Source organism: Methylobacterium sp. 092160098-2, from assembly GCF_028920805.1.
In the GTDB taxonomy this organism is placed as follows: Bacteria; Pseudomonadota; Alphaproteobacteria; order Rhizobiales; family Beijerinckiaceae; genus Methylobacterium; species Methylobacterium fujisawaense.
Window position 1 is genome coordinate 14,010 of sequence record NZ_JAQPZJ010000002.1, and the last position, 14,782, is coordinate 28,791.

19 protein-coding genes are annotated in these 14,782 nt (G+C 69.7%); 13 read left to right on the plus strand and 6 right to left on the minus strand.

Annotation, left to right across the window (positions count from 1 at the left end; all coding sequences use genetic code 11):
* The 7 genes from PQI07_RS25290 to PQI07_RS25320 are packed head-to-tail and all read left to right on the plus strand — an operon-like array spanning position 1 to position 4,547.
* Positions 1 to 480, plus strand: a complete 480-nt coding sequence (locus PQI07_RS25290; RefSeq protein WP_274927791.1) for a hypothetical protein — start codon at positions 1 to 3, stop codon at positions 478 to 480.
* A 10-nt stretch (positions 481 to 490) separates the two neighbouring features.
* Positions 491 to 1,744: a secretion/conjugation apparatus DotM-related subunit gene (locus PQI07_RS25295; RefSeq protein WP_274927792.1), complete on the plus strand. Its 1,254-nt coding sequence runs from the start codon at positions 491 to 493 to the stop codon at positions 1,742 to 1,744.
* Positions 1,745 to 1,785: 41 nt separating this feature from the next.
* On the plus strand, positions 1,786 to 2,952 hold the full coding sequence (locus tag PQI07_RS25300) for a hypothetical protein (protein ID WP_274927793.1): 1,167 nt from the start codon (positions 1,786 to 1,788) through the stop codon (positions 2,950 to 2,952).
* 57 nt (positions 2,953 to 3,009) lie between these two features.
* A complete protein-coding gene (locus PQI07_RS25305) occupies positions 3,010 to 3,417 on the plus strand; it encodes a hypothetical protein (RefSeq protein WP_274927794.1) in 408 nt (135 codons plus the stop codon).
* The gene (locus PQI07_RS25310; protein WP_274927795.1) at positions 3,414 to 3,725 is read left to right on the plus strand and encodes a DNA cytosine methyltransferase; all 312 of its coding nucleotides are present in this window, start codon (positions 3,414 to 3,416) and stop codon (positions 3,723 to 3,725) included. The genes PQI07_RS25305 and PQI07_RS25310 overlap by 4 nt, the downstream gene beginning before the upstream one ends.
* Entirely contained in the window at positions 3,677 to 4,234 is a 558-nt protein-coding gene (locus tag PQI07_RS25315) for a DNA cytosine methyltransferase (protein WP_274927796.1), read from the plus strand. Before PQI07_RS25310 ends, PQI07_RS25315 begins: the two co-directional genes overlap by 49 nt.
* A 10-nt stretch (positions 4,235 to 4,244) precedes the next feature.
* The gene (locus PQI07_RS25320) at positions 4,245 to 4,547 is read left to right on the plus strand and encodes a hypothetical protein (RefSeq protein ID WP_274927797.1); all 303 of its coding nucleotides are present in this window, start codon (positions 4,245 to 4,247) and stop codon (positions 4,545 to 4,547) included.
* Between the two features lie 75 nt (positions 4,548 to 4,622).
* Here the strand turns inward: PQI07_RS25320 and PQI07_RS25325 are convergent, their stop codons facing one another.
* A complete protein-coding gene (locus tag PQI07_RS25325; protein ID WP_274927798.1) occupies positions 4,623 to 5,153 on the minus strand; it encodes a GNAT family N-acetyltransferase in 531 nt (176 codons plus the stop codon).
* 15 nt (positions 5,154 to 5,168) lie between these two features.
* Positions 5,169 to 5,540: a hypothetical protein gene (locus tag PQI07_RS25330; RefSeq protein WP_274927799.1), complete on the minus strand. Its 372-nt coding sequence runs from the start codon at positions 5,538 to 5,540 to the stop codon at positions 5,169 to 5,171.
* Between the two features lie 227 nt (positions 5,541 to 5,767).
* Here PQI07_RS25330 and PQI07_RS25335 point away from each other — a divergent pair, with 227 nt between their 5' ends.
* Both PQI07_RS25335 and PQI07_RS25340 read left to right on the plus strand, forming a co-directional pair.
* The gene (locus PQI07_RS25335; RefSeq protein WP_274927800.1) at positions 5,768 to 6,310 is read left to right on the plus strand and encodes a hypothetical protein; all 543 of its coding nucleotides are present in this window, start codon (positions 5,768 to 5,770) and stop codon (positions 6,308 to 6,310) included.
* A gap of 307 nt (positions 6,311 to 6,617) precedes the next feature.
* Positions 6,618 to 7,037 carry a hypothetical protein gene (locus PQI07_RS25340; RefSeq protein WP_274927801.1) on the plus strand — a complete coding sequence of 140 codons (420 nt, stop codon included), beginning with the start codon at positions 6,618 to 6,620 and terminating at the stop codon, positions 7,035 to 7,037.
* Between the two features lie 617 nt (positions 7,038 to 7,654).
* Here PQI07_RS25340 and PQI07_RS25345 read toward each other — a convergent pair.
* The 3 genes from PQI07_RS25345 to PQI07_RS25355 all read right to left on the minus strand — a co-directional run bounded on the left by PQI07_RS25345 (position 7,655) and on the right by PQI07_RS25355 (position 10,058).
* Positions 7,655 to 8,659 (minus strand): hypothetical protein, encoded by a 1,005-nt coding sequence (locus PQI07_RS25345; RefSeq protein WP_274927802.1) that lies wholly within the window; start codon positions 8,657 to 8,659, stop codon positions 7,655 to 7,657.
* A gap of 67 nt (positions 8,660 to 8,726) precedes the next feature.
* Complete coding sequence (locus tag PQI07_RS25350) at positions 8,727 to 9,053, minus strand: hypothetical protein (RefSeq protein WP_274927803.1); 327 nt, start codon at positions 9,051 to 9,053, stop codon at positions 8,727 to 8,729.
* Between the two features lie 27 nt (positions 9,054 to 9,080).
* Positions 9,081 to 10,058: a hypothetical protein gene (locus tag PQI07_RS25355; RefSeq protein WP_274927804.1), complete on the minus strand. Its 978-nt coding sequence runs from the start codon at positions 10,056 to 10,058 to the stop codon at positions 9,081 to 9,083.
* Positions 10,059 to 10,854: 796 nt separating this feature from the next.
* Between PQI07_RS25355 and PQI07_RS25360 the strand changes: the two genes are divergently transcribed.
* From PQI07_RS25360 to PQI07_RS25375, 4 genes are all read left to right on the plus strand, one after another.
* Positions 10,855 to 11,382: a hypothetical protein gene (locus PQI07_RS25360; protein ID WP_274927805.1), complete on the plus strand. Its 528-nt coding sequence runs from the start codon at positions 10,855 to 10,857 to the stop codon at positions 11,380 to 11,382.
* Between the two features lie 123 nt (positions 11,383 to 11,505).
* Positions 11,506 to 12,378, plus strand: a complete 873-nt coding sequence (locus PQI07_RS25365) for a helix-turn-helix domain-containing protein (RefSeq protein ID WP_274927806.1) — start codon at positions 11,506 to 11,508, stop codon at positions 12,376 to 12,378.
* Between the two features lie 277 nt (positions 12,379 to 12,655).
* Positions 12,656 to 13,219 carry a LabA-like NYN domain-containing protein gene (locus tag PQI07_RS25370; RefSeq protein WP_274927807.1) on the plus strand — a complete coding sequence of 188 codons (564 nt, stop codon included), beginning with the start codon at positions 12,656 to 12,658 and terminating at the stop codon, positions 13,217 to 13,219.
* 84 nt (positions 13,220 to 13,303) lie between these two features.
* Positions 13,304 to 13,804, plus strand: coding sequence for a response regulator (locus PQI07_RS25375; RefSeq protein ID WP_274927808.1), 501 nt, complete (start codon positions 13,304 to 13,306; stop codon positions 13,802 to 13,804).
* 15 nt (positions 13,805 to 13,819) lie between these two features.
* On the opposite strand, the gene PQI07_RS25380 is transcribed toward PQI07_RS25375, so the two are convergent.
* Positions 13,820 to 14,725: a transglycosylase SLT domain-containing protein gene (locus PQI07_RS25380; RefSeq protein WP_274927809.1), complete on the minus strand. Its 906-nt coding sequence runs from the start codon at positions 14,723 to 14,725 to the stop codon at positions 13,820 to 13,822.
* Between the last annotated feature and the right edge of the window lie 57 nt (positions 14,726 to 14,782).

Sequence of the window (14,782 nt, forward strand, 5' to 3'; positions counted from 1 at the left end):
GTGGGCGACGCGGCCGAGAAGGAACCGAAGGGCAAGGGGAAGGCCAGCGCGGCGACGGAGACCGTCGTGCGTCTGCAGATCTACGCCCATCCGGCCATCCCCACGGAGCGTCTCCTGCTCGACCTCTGGGAGGCGACGGGCAAGTCGCGGGGCAGGGCGCAGGAGGTCTTCCGGCGCGCCCTCATCCTGGGCTTCCGGCAGATGTGCGAGTCCGGCGAGCTTGAGGACGGGATCGTCGACGCGGTCGGGGAGGATCGCATCCTCGGCCGGCCGCGCCGGCGGCGGGGCGCCTCCTCCGCCCCCGTCTTCGTGCTGCCCGCGGGCATGGATCCGCGCCTCCAGGCCATGCCTCAGGACGGCTACGCCCCGGTGCTGGAGGCTCCACGGCCCCGGCCCGCCCCGCCACCTGCGCCGCGGCCGGCGCCGGAACCCGAACCCGAGAGCCTCGGCAGGACCGACGCGATCGGCGACCTGATGTGAGGACGTAGAGATGGCCGACCAGGGCCCGAAGGGAAAAGGTGCCGACGACGGCATGTTCATCGCCGCGATCATCGTGACCGCGGTCACGCTGATCATGACGTGGTACCTGTTCCGTAAGCCCATCGTGTACTTCAAGTACGGGCTCGACTGGCTGCAGATCCAGGCGGTGTCGCTGCTCCGCATGCCCTTCGGCGGCGGCCTCGGTCCGCGCGGGCGCGAGCTGCGGGACTACGTCTCCGGCATCTTCACCGGCGTCTGGGATCCCAACGACGTGGCCTTCACCGACCTGGTGAGGCTCTCGAACGAGATCGGCTTCCAGACCCGGATCGGCTTCTTCCTGGCTATCGTCGGCATCGCGGCCTACGTCGCACGGAACATGCAGGGCGGCGGATTCGCCCGCATCTTCTCCTTCGTGGGCGTCCCGGTCTCGAAGCAGGTCGACGCCGGCATCGTCCGCCAGATGCTTCCCGGGTTCCTCGGAGGCGTGAAGGTCCCGACGGCGGGCCCGAGCTTCATCAAGTACCAGGCCGAGCACTGGAAGGTCGTGCAGCCGAGCGTGGACTGGGACCCGGACGCCTCCGACGCTCCGGCACCCTCGCGCAATCCGCTCGTCTGGATGAAGTACCACGACGTGCCGCTGCGGAAGGAGACGGGGTTCGACGAGAACTCGCGCGCCGCGGCCGAGAAGGCCTTCGCGGCCCAGTGCGGCGACAACTGGCACGGGTTCGCCAAGGCACCGCTCTACGCCCAGGCGATCCTCACGGTCTGCATCATGCAGGCCCGGACGTCGTCGCTGAACGCCAAGGTGCTCGAGCTCAAGCAGGCCCTCGCCTGCGCCTTCGTGGAGGACGGCTTCGCGCCGGACGGCCCGGCGGTGCGCAACGTGATGGCGCCCCACCTCGCCGACGACAAGCTCGCGGCCGAGGTCGACAAGCGCTCGAAGAAGAACGGCTTCGTCAACACCGTCCTGATCTCGAACCTGGACCGCGCACGGCGGAAGGGCGGCATCTTCGCGCCCGCCGAGATCCTCTGGCTGCGCAAGGTCGACCGCCACGCTTGGTACGCCGTCGATAGCCTGGGGCGGAAGGCGCACTTCACGGAGGCCTCCGGCAGCATCGCGCACTGGATGGCGGAGCGCGCCTGCAAGACCCCGATCACCGAGCCGTACGTGGCGCCCGCCGTCGACGCACTCGACAAGTACCTGACCGAACAGGCGATTTCCGATCTGGAGGAGTGGTATGACAATCAGAACAAGGACGACTGACGTTGCGGATCACGCGTGCGCCCTCCCGCGGGAGCAGAACCATGCGCGTTGAGCCGAGCGTGACGCTGCCTAGCGTCGGACGGCATCTCGCCGTCTTCTGCGACGGATCCTCGGTCGCCGTGGTCGGAACCGAAGGCGCGGCCCGCATCCGGTTCGAGGCGGACGGCTCCTCCGGCCGTCTTATCTCGACCGGCCAGGGCGGCGACGTCGTCGTGGCCGAAGGGCCCACCGGTCAGATCGTCGACATGTTCGCCCAGCTGAGGGCCGAAGCCGCTCCGCGCCGGCGCGGCGGACGCCTGCGCCCGATCGCGCTCGGGGTCGCTACGGCGGCCCTGGTGCTGGCGCCCGTGGGCATCATGCAGCTCCGTGCGCCGTCCGTCCCCGCGCTCGACAGCGCCGCCCTGCAGCGAGTCCTGGAGATGTCGCGGGGCGTCCGCACGCCCGAGGCCGTCGCCGCCCTGACGGCGTCGCAGCCCGCGCTGCAGCCCGCGTCGCGATCGGCAGCCCGTTCGGTGCCGCTGCCGGAACATCTGCCGTCCCTGGACGACACCGCACCGCCCGCGGCCAAGGCGCCGGAGGCGACCGCCTCCGCCACCAGGACGGCTCCGGTGCCGGTTCCGGCACCCGGAAGGATCGAGGCCGCAGCCGAGCCGCCGTCGGCGGCCGACGGATCCCCGATCCCCAAGGCCGCCGACACGCCGACCGAAGTGCCAGCCGCAGCCACTGCCGGGGGCGAGACGGCTGCCAAGGCCGAGGCTCCGGCGACCGACGCCGCCGGCTCCAAGCCGAAGGCGGCCGAGAGCTCCCTGTCGGGCCCGAAGGCCATCACGGCGGCGATCGCCCGGATGAACCCGGTCGAGGCCCAGAAGGCGGTCAAGACGCTCGACGACATCAAGATGAGCCTCGCCGACAACGGCGAGATCTCGCCCGAGCTGCTCCGGGAGATCCCTCACGAGATCGCCAAGGCGCTCCGGGACGCCGGCGTGGACCTGTCGCCCGGCGAGCGCCGCGAGGCGGGCCGCAAGTCGGCCGCCGTCGTCCGCCTGCCGTCCTCCGCCATCGAGCGTTTCCGCGGCCGTGACGGCATCGCCAGCATCACGGATTCCAACTCCTGGGTCCTCACCAACGGCATCGTCATGCTGCCGCTGCCCGGCGGCGGCGACATCCGGACGGCGGACGCCATGCTCGAGTTCGGCCTCAAGCCCTGACGGAGGATGCCTGTGACCACCGCCACATCGCTTCGGACTGCGCGTTCTGACGAAGGCATGGTGCCGTTCCTGGATCGGATCGTCGAGAAGACCTTCAAGAAGGTGTCCGACGACCCGGCCTGCAGGGAAGCCAAGGACGTTACGCAGGCCTTCTTCGCAGCCAATCCGGATCGCACGTTCCACCTGCGTCCGGCCTGCGAGGCCGAATTCAACCTCTTCCTGATCTGGCCGAACGCAGACATGGCGCGGTTCGTCCTCACGCGGAAATACTCGGCGACCTTCCAGATGGAGTGGTACGTCACCCTCCCTGCCGAGATACCCGCAGCGGTCCTCACGGATGCCGGGCTGAGTTCGGTATGGCGCATCGTCGTTCCGGAATCCCAGAGGGCCCAGGCCCGCCATATGGCCGCCAAGCAGAGACGGCTCGAGTCGGACGAGAAGAAGCGGAGGCCCTTCCGTCGATGACCGCCGGTGCCGATCTCGTCCTTAGCCTGTTCCCGGGCATCGGCCTCCTCGATCTCGCCTTCGAGGAGGCCGGCTTCTGCATGGTCCGCGGACCCGACCAGCTGTGGGGCGGCGACGTTCGGCGCTTCCATCCGCCCAGAGGGCGGTTCGACGGAATCGTGGGCGGACCGCCCTGCCAAGCCTTCAGCCGCATGCGCCACATCGTCGAGGCCAACGGCTTCGAGACGTCGCCGAACCGCCCTGCCAAGCCTTCAGCCGCATGCGCCACATCGTCGAGGCCAACGGCTTCGAGACGTCGCCGAACCTGATCCCGGAATTCGAGCGGGTGGTGGCCGAGGCCGCACCGGCGTGGTTCCTGATGGAGAACGTGCCCGAGGCGCCGCTGCCGGTCGTCCCGGGATACCGCGTCCAGGACGTCGTCCTCAGCGATCACTGGGTCGGCGGCGAGACCAGCCGCCTGCGCCGCTTCAGCTTCGGAACGGAGGCCGGCCTGCGCCTGCAGGTCGAGACCCTCGCGCTTCATCGAACGGATCCGGAGCGCGCCGCCATGGCCCGCGGCGGCGGGCGCACCACGCCCGTCGCGCTCGGAGGCAGCCGGCGCCCGAAGCGCAGCCTCAACGGCTCCGCGCCCCGCCGCCTGGCGCTCGCCGACCATGCCCGTCTGCAGGGCCTTCCCGAGGACTTCGATCTCCCGCCATTCACCGCTTCCGCCAAGATCCAGGCGATCGGCAACGGCGTTCCGCTCGCCATGGGTCGTGCGGTTGCCGCGGCCGTGCGCGGAGCACTGAGCCTGCCCTCGGCGGCGGCAGCGGCCTGAGGAGACCGGAATGCCCGGATCCAGGCCCTGGATACCCGCGGAACTCGTCGCTCTCGATGCGCGGCAGGATCCGGGTCCCTTCGTCCGGTTGAGGCTCGACGACGGCGAGATTCTGACGATCGACCGCACCCGCTACTGCCTCGACGGGCCCACCGTTCAGGCGATCGCCGAAACCGCCGACGTCGCCGGCGTGGAGGAGGGTACCGGCGCCTTCGTGAAGCTCAGGCTCGACGACGACGGCCTCGTCCGCGACATCGCGGACATCGACGGCAGACATCCGATCTGGATCGGGGCCTACCGGCGCGACGTCTGACGGGCGGACTTCGCCCAGGGAAGGTCACGTCGATCTCCCATGGCCCGGAACCCCGCCCCTCATCGATGGCCGCCGTCAGAACCGGCGGATCATGTACAGCGCTCCTCCGTAGGGTCGGAGCTTCGCGTCGAGATGCCCATCCGCCACGACCTCGAAGCCGAGCTGCGACCACACGCGTTCCGCACCGTACACGGCCACGCAGGCGAGCCCGCGGAGCCCTGCAGCGTGCGCGAAGCCGCCCAGAAGCCGGATGTACCGGGCGGGCGCTCCCCGGCCGCGGGCGGGCGGCAGGAGCGCCACGTCGTGGACGAACAGGCAGTCGGGTGCCGGCGGCAGCCCATCCAGGAAGCCGTCCAGAACTGGTATCCGCCCGAAGAGCCAGGGGTGCGCGATGCCGTAGCCCTGGATCTCCTCTCCGCCGTAGCCGAGGCAGGTTCCCGGCGAGAGCCTCCGCTTCTCCTCAAGCACCTCCAGGCGCTCCGGCAGCGTCGGATGAACCAGCTCCGAGATGGCCTGGACGCGTGCCATGTCGGCCGCGCGCAGCGGCCGCCAATCCGGACCGTCCGGATCCCCGCTCGCCCGGGGGCGCCTTTCGGGATCGCACATGCTTAGGCCTGCGGCTCAGGCGGCTTGGGCGACGACCCGCCGGTAAACCGCCGCCGACTTGAGGACGATGTGACGGTGGGGCGGGAGCGGGACCTGATCCTGGACGAGCTCGTAGCCGACCTGCTCCATCACCCGCAGCATGAAGTGCCCGAGGAAGCGCAGGAACTGAGGGTCGTTCATCGCGGTCTGGGACAGGGCGTCGCGGAACTGTTCCTGCAGCGGGTCGAGGGCGGGGCGGCCCTGATCGGTGGCCTGACGCGCGAGGGCGACGTTATCGAGGCGCGTCATGATCGCGATCGCCGCCGCCCCGGCGGGGTGGGCGGGCCAGCGCGCGAAGAAGGCGGCGAGGTTGTACTCGAACGGGGGGAGGAATTCGGGGGTGCGCATGTCGGTCGCTCCGGGTTCGGAGCCAGCAACGCCGCTGGCATACACATATAGTGAAAACGCGCCCGATCGCGCAGCTTGGCCGTTGGAAAATCTCGCGGCGTCGACGTCCGAGCCGTGCATCCGGGGCATGGGAACCGTAAAATACATGATAGATTCCATGTACTTAGCTTGTTGACGGGCGATCCCGGCCGCGAAACACTTCCGCATTCTCGAACGGGAGCGGATGCGTGGCGTACCGGTACTTCAGGGGCAGGGTCGACATCGGCAGTCTGCCCCTCACGGAGTTGTCCGCGGCTGCCGAGGCTCTGGCGACGTTGGAACGGCTGGCCTCGGACGGGCTGATCGGCTTCGAGATGGGCGTGGCCCGGATCCGGAAGGAGCCGAAGCAGACGGACAGACGGATGCAGCCCCAGGAGCGGGAGATGCTCGAGGCGATGCGCCCGGGAGAGTGGATGTCCGCCCGGGAGATCGGAGCCGCCCTGCCGGCGATGACGGCTAACTCGCTCGCGCCTCGCCTTTCGAGCATGGCCGAGAACGGATGGGTCGAGACCTCCCGTCGGGTTGTCGACCGTCCTGCGGGCACGCGCGGTCGGCGCACGGTCAAGATCTACCGGCGCCCCGTGGCGATCGGCGAGGATCCGGATCCCGCGCCTCGTTCCGCCTGCCCCGCCTGCCCGGGCGTGGATACGGCGCCGGAGGATGGCGCGGTCGCATCGCCCGACCGTCCGGACCTCGAAGCACCGCGCCCGACAGCGACGGACGAGGGGTGACCGGGACGCCCCTCTCCCCGTCCGGGAGAGCGTCCCGGCCCATTCCGAATCAGGCAGAGGCCCGCTGCCCGGATGTAGCGCGATCGGATCGAAAGGGCAATCGGCCTTCCAGCATCGGCATGGTCATCAAGGACCAGGTCGAAGGTCGGCGACAGCTCCAGCTTGGCAGTTGCTTGCCAGACGGGCCGCCGATGCAGCCTCGGAACTGACCGCTGGTTCGATTGTTCTTCGACGCACTTCCAGTAGCGGATCACCATCCATGCGCAGAACAGCTCTTGCTTCGACCTTGCTTGCCGCAGCGGGAGCGATGCTCCTCACGACGGCTGCCGACGCCCGCCCGTTCGGCGGCTTCCGTGGCGGCTACGGCGGCTATCACGGCGGCTTTGGCGGCTACCGCGGCGTCGGCTTCAACCGGGGCTACGGCTTCAACCGCGGATACGGCTTCAATCGGGGGTACTACGGCCGGGGCTACGGCTATGGCTACGGTCGGGGGTACGGCTATGGCCGCGGCGGCGGCCTGGGTCTCGGCCTGGCGGCCGGTCTGACCGGGCTCGCAGTGGGCTCGGCCCTGGCTTCGAGCAGCTATGGCTACGGCGGCTACGGCTACGGCTACCCGGCCGCGTACGGCGGCTACGGCTACGCGCCGGCCTACGGCTACGGCTACGCGCCGGTGTCCTACGGCTACGCCCCCGTGACGTACGGCGGCTACTACGGCTACGGCTGGTAGACGGCCCGGACGCGCGTCCGGGGCCGCATCCGCGGCTCCGGACCACTCTTCCGTGCGCTGATCGCCCGAGACCCGGGGGCGCACCCTCTACGGGCGGTCGCGACTTCCACGCGGATCGGATGCCGATCCCCGTTCACGTGCTCCCCGAGGATCCTCCGCACCCCTGGAAAGTCGGAAGGCCCGACTTTCGGTCGGGCCTTCCGGGAGTAGATCTTCCTGCTTTCGACGATCCGATGCCGCCTGTGCGGATCGGGCACGTAGCGCGTGGGCGCCTTCTCGACCGCGACCTTCGTCGCCGTCGGCTTCGTCCGTTTCATAGCCACCTCCTGGGGTCTGCGCCCTTATAGCAGACCGAGCCACAACGAAGGAACGGCTGCTTCGTTCGATCGGATGATCGCCGTCGCGATCGGCCTTCGGAATAAGGGGCTCAGGACGCCCGGAGTCCGGGAGCGGCACCAAGCTCGCCGAAAACCGTCGGCGGCCGCCAGGAGCCGAATTTGGCGGATCGACGACCCTTCCTTGGACGACGTCTGCCGTCCGAAGTCACGGTGCCGGATGCGGATCCGGGCGATCCACTTCGAGGACGGCCGCCGGATCCCGGCGGCCGACGTGATCGGTCAGCCGAACCGCGGTGCAGGGATGTGCGAGTCCATGCTCTCGCTGGCATCCGCCGAGAAGCGGTGCAGGCTGCGCCGGGCAACGTCCGTGCCCTCCCGCATGATGGTCGCAGCGACGCCGAGGACGTCGGCCGCCGTCACCCTGGCGAGCCCGTTGGCGAAGAAGGCGGGCTGCGCCTTGGCCGCTTCCGGAACCAGACGCTCGGCCGACACCCTGGAATGGCCGGCCGCGGCTCTGACGAGCTTCACGGTCGCCTCCACGCCCAGGAAATGGGCGAGCAGAGCCTCGCCGTCCCGCGGAGCGCGTCCGGTCATGTCGGCGAACCGCCGGCCGTCGTCAGCCGCCCTGGCGGCCACGAGCGCCGACGAGATCGCCGTATCGAACCGTGCCTCCCGAAGGGCGGCGGCGTACTGCGGCGCCGGCAGGAAGCGTCCGGACGCGTCCGTCGAGCCGTAGCGCGAGAGGCCCGCCGCGGGAGCGTACTGGGACAGGGTCCGGGCCCACTCGCCCTCGGAGAGCTTGAGCGGCCCCGCCAGCTTGTCCCGCCGTCCGGGAGGCATGGCTCCCGCGATCTCCTCCGCGGCCGCGTTGATCACGATCAGCAGCTCCGGCTGCAGACCCGCCTCTTCGGCGCTGCGCGCGAGCGTCAGCAGATCGCTCTTGGCCTGCTGGAAGATCGGGTTGACCCCGCCGGCGAGAGGTTCGACCTCCTGCGTGGGCTGCGGGACCGCGAGGCCGGCGTCGGCATCGTGCAGCACCTCGTCCAGGAACCGGGTCTCCTCGGCGACGTGCGCCTTGCCGGGCGCCCAGGCGCGTGGCGTCGGACGCGAGACCCCGCGCGCCTGGGCGGCCTCGGCGGGGGAGGGGGCGGCCACCGGCGCGGCCGCTCCGAGCGCGGAGGCCAGGAGCGCCGCACGCCCCAGGCCGCCCATCGCGGATCTGAATGAGACAACCATGCCGCCGAAGTACTCCGCCGCGGCTTCCTTCGAACTCGTCCTCGTCATCGCCGTTCCTTTCGAGGGAGCAACCGGAGAGGGTGCGGCTCCTTCGTCGAAAATCGCAACGGACGGGTCAGCGGCGCGGGGCGGGGCCGATGACGTAGGCGGACACCCGCTGCTCGAACTCCGAGGACAGGATCTCCGCCGGCTCGCCCTCGTCGGGGGCGGGCATCAGGACCTCGAAGACGTGCAGCTGGCCGCCGTCGGCCATCGCCTGCCGGACCACCTCCGCCCCGTCCGAGAGGCGGAGGTCGACGGTGCCGGCGGCCGAGTGCAGCCGGATGTCGAGATCGCCGAGGATCTCGAACGCCGTCGCCCGCGCCTGGAGCGGCTCGATGTAGATCGAGGGCTCTCCCCTCTCGTTGAGGCCGCTCTCCACCTCGGGTGCGGGATGGCTCATGGCTTCGCTCCTTCGCGGCCGACCGGCTCAGTAGGTGACCTTGAGCTGCAGGAAGCCCTGCGTGGTCTGGTAGACGCCCGAGCTCTTCGAGACCGTCTGCTGGTCGACCGGCAGGTTGGCTCCGGAGACGGCCTTCGCCTGCCCGCTGTCGAGCACGATCCGGCGCGCGCCGATGCCGATGGAGGTGTGCTCCGAGACGCGGAAGTCGACCGTCCCCTGCACCGTGAAGCCGCTCGCGTGCGAGGAGGCGTCGACGAAGTTCGGGATCGGCCCGAGCTCGGACTGGCGCAGGTAGTGGCTGTCCTCCAGGCGGTAGCCTTCGAGCCCCGGCGGCAGGTAGGCGCCTTCGAGGCGGATGCCGACGTAGTCGGTCACCGGCATCGAGGCCTCCAGGCCGACGCGCGGCAGGGTCCAGCGCACCTCGTTCTTGATCACCTTGGTGCCCGCGGCGACGGGCTGGGTGCCGGGCGCGCCGCAGAATGCGCCGCCGACGTCGTCGGGATTGCAGGTCAGACCGCGCGCGGTGAAGGTGTCGTCCCGGTAGAGGAAGCCCACGAATGGGCCGAGGCGCAGGCCGTACTGCGGGAGGACCAGCGGGGCCCAGCCGATGTCGATGGTCGCGTCCGTGAACTGCTGGCTCGAGAGCTTCGAGGTGGTGCTCGAGATCGTGCCGCCCGACAGAAAGTCGTCGTCCCGGAGGCGCCCGCCGACGTTGTAGCCGAACCCGACCGTGCCCTTCACGAAGAGGTCGAGCGTCTTGTGGTTGATGCGGCCGAAGACCTCGCCGCCGTGCGAGTCGATGCCGGTGAAGCCGAGGCGAGAGACCGGAGTGACCCCGTCGAGGTCCTTCACCTTCGCCTTGTAGGAGGGCTGGCCGTAGACGTAGCGGATGCCGAGTTCCAGTTCGGCATCGCGATAGGCGTCGTAGTACGGGCTCGTCTGGGCGGCAGCGCCGGCCGCCGAGAAGGCCAGGGCCGTCAGGGCCAGGGCTGCGGAACGCTTCATGGTCGTGGAATCTCCGATCAGGACGGCGCGGTTCCTTCATCCGCATTCCATTCCTTCATCGACCATTGTCCGAATTTCGAAACGTGGCAAGCGAGCCGCCTGCCGGGCCCGGCCGGGCTGCACACTAGCGTTAGGACATCGTCCGACCCCCGTTAATTCGGCAACTCGCCATGACCCCACGACGACGTCGTGGCGAGTTGAACGAGGTCAGGATCGACGGCCGTTCGTTCGGATTTCGAAGCGATCCCCGGGCATTCCAGGCCTCGCCCGGCTGCCGGGAGCGACGTTCGGCGGACCAAGGTTCGGGTTTCGAACGAAGCGCCCGCGGGACCTCCGCACGAAACCGGTCGGGCGCTCCGCTCCCATTTGTCGGCCGGACCCCGGTAGCCTCGGTCCGGGACTCGAGGGCCGGGCGGCGAACGACGGACCAGCGCGACCGGGACCTCTTTCGAATTTCGGGCCTTCGTCCCGGGCGTTCGTCGGACGCGGCCCGAACCACGCCGACCGCCGGCTCGGGATGCCGGGCGGCGCCGGGCGGCGGCGCGCAGGTCCAGACCGATGGAACCGACCGCGCCTGCGACGCTCCGGCAGATATGGCGACGCCCCCCGTCCATGGAGGCCTGCACGACGGCTTGGGACGTGGCTCCGCCGGACCGGGTCCGGTGATGGGCCGGATCGGGTTCAACCGTGACGAACGAAGGAACGAAGGACTTGCGGACTTGACGAGGAAAAGGATACCGAACAGACCTTGCGTATCAATGGCGCTCGAAACCGCGCCGCCCTACCGGACGGATCCATGGCCAATCCCGCCGACGCCCCCAAATTCGACGTCCGCTACGAAACGGGGGGCGACCTTCCGATCCTCGTCGACCATCTGTACGCGACGACCATCGAGAGCGGGATCTACCTCTCGATGGCGACTCTGCTGCCCGCGAAGGTCGAGGGACGCGAGGCGAGCGTGCAGGCCACGCTGTTCCTGCCGGTCAGCGCGATCGAGGCGCTGCACACGCTGACTTCGGAGGTGCGCCGGCACATGGGCGGCGGCGATCCGGAGATGAAGGGGGAGGTCGTGACCCTCCGACACGACCTGCCGAGGTCCGACGTTCCCGCGCTCGCGAACTTCTTCAACTGCAACGGCACGCCCGACGGGCTGATCCTGAGCGTCGGGCGCCAGTCCGCCGGAACGCCGAACCTCGCGGTGATCTTCGCGACCTACCACATGTCGATGCGCACCCTGCTGCAGCTGCACTGGCTCGTCGAGAGCCTCGTCGGGATGATCCAGCGCCCGAAGGGATACGCCGAAGGGCCGGCCACCCGGCAGTAGCCTTCCTCCCGTTCCTTCCCGTTTTTTGCCCGCGCGCCTTGACGCGAAGGCGAACGTGAATCTTTTCTGAAGGAACGGATTTTCGGCGCCCTGGAGGGCCGGATGCAGGAAGCGCACGCAATCATGTCGGAAGCCCCGACCGTTCCGGCCCGTGCGGATCTCGCTCGTCGGCTCGTCGAGGACTTCCTCGCGCCGTCCGCGGAGACCCGCCCGGACCGGCTGTCACTGACCACCCGGCACCACGAGATCCTGCGCGCCCTCAAGGCGGGCAAGGCCGGGCTGCTCGGACGGGACCTGACCGAGCACACCTCGTCCCGGGACCACCCGCACGGGGAGGCCGTGGTGGCGGCCCTCGCCCAGCGCCTGATCGACGAGGGCTTGGTCGCCGTCGTCCGCGAGGCCGCCGGGCGACGCTACAGCCTGACGGACAAGGGGCTCGGGCACATCGCCTCCCACAGGAAGGGAACGGTCGCCTCACAGCCGGCCCGTCAGGGAAGGCGTAAAAGGATCACCGACGTCCTGGGTCTCGACGCGGACGCGCTCAAGGCCCGGATCGCGGAGAAGCTCGCCGAGAGCCACCCTGAACTCCTCGGACCCGCCGAGGTGGCGGAGAAGATGGGCCTGGAACGTGCGGCCGGAACCGGCACGATCCGGGCGTTGCTCTCCCAGCTCGTCGCGGCTGGCGAGGCCGAATGGATCGAGCTGCGCCCGGGCTGTGGCGTGTACCGGGCTTCGTCGGCGCTCGCGGCGGCCAAAGGGGCGGGTGCCGGAGGCACGGTATCGCCCGTGGCCGGGCGGGTGCTCGCCATTCTGGCCGGCTCGACCCGTCCGGTCGAGGTCGCGGTGATCGCACGCGAGATCGGTCTGCCCAAGGCGGCCCTTCGGCTCGCGACGTTCGAGCTCAAGCAGGGCGGCTACGTCGTGCGCAAGCGCCGGCGCGGGGTCGTCTCCTACCTCGCCACCGACCTGGGCCGGACGCTCGCCGCAGGCGGCTGACGATCGCCGAAGGCATGGATACAGGAACGGGAAGGCCCGGCGCGGTTCGTGCCGGGCCTTCCCGTTTTCCGGACCGGCCGTCCGGCATGGGTCGCGGAGCCCCCTGCCGAAGGAACGAAATCCATACTGTCAGGTTGGTCCCGTGAACCCCTCTTACGGCGATCGAGCTCGCCGGACGCCGGACCGGCGGAACGGAGATCCCGTTTCCGCGGCTTCCGCGGCATGGGCCACGGAATGGGCTCCCGGGACCGGCACCGGGTGGCCGAGGACGATCGGAATGACGCGCAACGACCGTCTCGCGGTCTTCATCGACGGTGCCAATCTCCACGCGACCGCCAAGGCGCTGGGTTTCGACATCGACTTCAAGAAGGTCCTGAAGCTCTACAAGGACGACGGACTCGTGCGGATCGGCTACTACACGGCCGTGCACGAGGACGGAGAATTCTCCTCGATCCGGCCGCTCGTGGACTGGCTGGACTACAACGGCTTCAACGTGGTGACCAAGGCCGCGAAGGAGTACCACGACACCCAGGGCCGGCGGAAGCTGAAGGGCAACATGGACGTCGAGATCTGCGTCGATGCCCTGGAGCTCGCGCCGCATCTCGACAGGCTGGTCCTGTTCTCCGGCGACGGCGACTTCAGGCACCTGGTCGCGGCTCTCCAGCGGAAGGGCCTAAGGGTCACCGTCGTCTCCACGATCAAGACGCAGCCGGCGATGTGCGCGGACGAGCTCCGCCGGCAGGCGGACGAGTTCGTGGACATCGTCGATCTGGCGAACGCCATCTCGCGGGTCGACAACGAGCGGGGAGGGCGCCGTCCGCGCGAGGACGTTCCTTCGTAACGACCTCTTGACCGTCCCGGACGGTTGGCGTTGCCGCGACCCCGGTCGAAGTGCCAGATGCCGTCTCGAAATTGAAGGATCCGCATGCTGCGTCCCGTCAACGAACCGATCAAGTCGACGCGTTGCCTGATCGTGGACGACAACCGCGGCTGCATGGCCCTCATGACCCGCATCCTGCAGCTGCTCGGGCAGACCGAGATCGACACGGCGACCGACGGGTCCGTGGCCTTCAAGATGATGCGCGCGGGCAGCTACGGCCTCGTGATCTCGGACCTGCACATGGTGCCCTGGACCGGGCTGGACCTGCTCCGGCGGGTCCGGGCGAACGAGCAGCTCCGCCGCACTCCGTTCGTGCTGACGACCATGGATACCGACTTCAGCAACGTCGGAGACGCCCGGGAGAGCGGGGCCGACGTCTACATCCTGAAGCCGTACACCCCGGGTATGCTGCGCGAGAAGATCGAGCCCCTGCTTCGCCGGGCGGAGACGCACCGGCGTGGCGGGCCGGCCGGAGAGGTGGTCGCCCCCGTCGAGCGGCCGCCGGCGATGCCGTTCACGAAGACGTGGCGCAGCGCCTACGCCTGAGCGGCGGTCCGCCCGTCATCGGGCGGCCCCGCCCAGCTGGGCGTAGCGCTCGACGCGCGCCCCGATCATCCGATCGAACCTGCCGACGAACTCGGCGACGCCCAGCGGCTTGAGCCGCCGGCCGCGACGCTCGTAGAACAGTGCCCTGTTCGCCCTGGCGGAAGCCGGCACCATGGCGGCCGCGGAGCGGCGCGGCGAACCTCCGACCGCACCCAGGATGCGTTCCGCCGCGGCCGGGCCCAGGAGATGGGCAAGATAGATTTCGGCGTTCCGGATCTCGCGTCCGAGCCTCAAGCCGATCGCGGCCTTGTCGCGCTTGACCATCTCGGCCGCCAGCACGGCCGAGATCCAGGCGTCGCTCCGGAGTGCGAGAATCCTCGACCTCGCGGCGTCGTCCGCGACGCGTGGCCCCGCCGGCCCCATCACGATCTGGTCGGCGTAGGCCTGCAGCCCGACCGCAGCTCCGTGGCTCTTCACCATCCGCAGCCACGTGCTCTCGATGAACTGAAAGAGCCCCGCGGCGCTCGAGGTTCGGGCCCGGGCCTCCGTCGACCACGTCGACTCCTTTTCGGCCAAGGCGCAGAGGTAGGCGGGATCGACTCCCGTGGTCTCGGCAGCGGCCAGGACGGCGTCGAGCATCTCCCTGGGGACCTTCATCCGGCCGAATTCGACAGCGGACTCCTCCGTCGACGGACCCCGCGGCACCGCCGGCATGGACGGTGCGAGGCCGACCAGGGTCAACTCGACGAGGAAGGGCAGCGCTGCCGGCCTATCGACGGCAATCGTGGCTGCGCCGCCGGCCCCCGGAGAACCAGGCCGTCCGAAGTCGCCGCTCGCCGGCATCTGGAACGTCGCCAGTACGACGAGCGCCGCGGTCGACCTAACGAGGTTCTTCGCCAGCATCCGTGGGGTCGTCATCATTCCGTGCACCGGTTGCCGATCCTTCGCAGGGCGGCTTCGTTCCTTCCCGAACTGAAG

Excerpts from the sequence above, each read along its gene's own strand:
- PQI07_RS25295 (WP_274927792.1), top strand. The coding sequence starts at position 491 with ATGGCCGACCAGGGCCCGAAGGGAAAAGGTGCCGACGACGGCATGTTC.
- PQI07_RS25300 (WP_274927793.1), top strand. The coding sequence starts at position 1,786 with ATGCGCGTTGAGCCGAGCGTGACGCTGCCTAGCGTCGGACGGCATCTC.
- PQI07_RS25305 (WP_274927794.1), top strand. The coding sequence starts at position 3,010 with ATGGTGCCGTTCCTGGATCGGATCGTCGAGAAGACCTTCAAGAAGGTG.
- PQI07_RS25310 (WP_274927795.1), top strand. The coding sequence starts at position 3,414 with ATGACCGCCGGTGCCGATCTCGTCCTTAGCCTGTTCCCGGGCATCGGC.
- PQI07_RS25315 (WP_274927796.1), top strand. The coding sequence starts at position 3,677 with ATGCGCCACATCGTCGAGGCCAACGGCTTCGAGACGTCGCCGAACCTG.
- PQI07_RS25320 (WP_274927797.1), top strand. The coding sequence starts at position 4,245 with ATGCCCGGATCCAGGCCCTGGATACCCGCGGAACTCGTCGCTCTCGAT.
- PQI07_RS25325 (WP_274927798.1), bottom strand. The coding sequence starts at position 5,153 with ATGTGCGATCCCGAAAGGCGCCCCCGGGCGAGCGGGGATCCGGACGGT.
- PQI07_RS25330 (WP_274927799.1), bottom strand. The coding sequence starts at position 5,540 with ATGCGCACCCCCGAATTCCTCCCCCCGTTCGAGTACAACCTCGCCGCC.
- PQI07_RS25340 (WP_274927801.1), top strand. The coding sequence starts at position 6,618 with ATGCTCCTCACGACGGCTGCCGACGCCCGCCCGTTCGGCGGCTTCCGT.
- PQI07_RS25345 (WP_274927802.1), bottom strand. The coding sequence starts at position 8,659 with ATGACGAGGACGAGTTCGAAGGAAGCCGCGGCGGAGTACTTCGGCGGC.
- PQI07_RS25350 (WP_274927803.1), bottom strand. The coding sequence starts at position 9,053 with ATGAGCCATCCCGCACCCGAGGTGGAGAGCGGCCTCAACGAGAGGGGA.
- PQI07_RS25355 (WP_274927804.1), bottom strand. The coding sequence starts at position 10,058 with ATGAAGCGTTCCGCAGCCCTGGCCCTGACGGCCCTGGCCTTCTCGGCG.
- PQI07_RS25360 (WP_274927805.1), top strand. The coding sequence starts at position 10,855 with ATGGCCAATCCCGCCGACGCCCCCAAATTCGACGTCCGCTACGAAACG.
- PQI07_RS25365 (WP_274927806.1), top strand. The coding sequence starts at position 11,506 with ATGTCGGAAGCCCCGACCGTTCCGGCCCGTGCGGATCTCGCTCGTCGG.
- PQI07_RS25370 (WP_274927807.1), top strand. The coding sequence starts at position 12,656 with ATGACGCGCAACGACCGTCTCGCGGTCTTCATCGACGGTGCCAATCTC.
- PQI07_RS25375 (WP_274927808.1), top strand. The coding sequence starts at position 13,304 with ATGCTGCGTCCCGTCAACGAACCGATCAAGTCGACGCGTTGCCTGATC.
- PQI07_RS25380 (WP_274927809.1), bottom strand. The coding sequence starts at position 14,725 with ATGATGACGACCCCACGGATGCTGGCGAAGAACCTCGTTAGGTCGACC.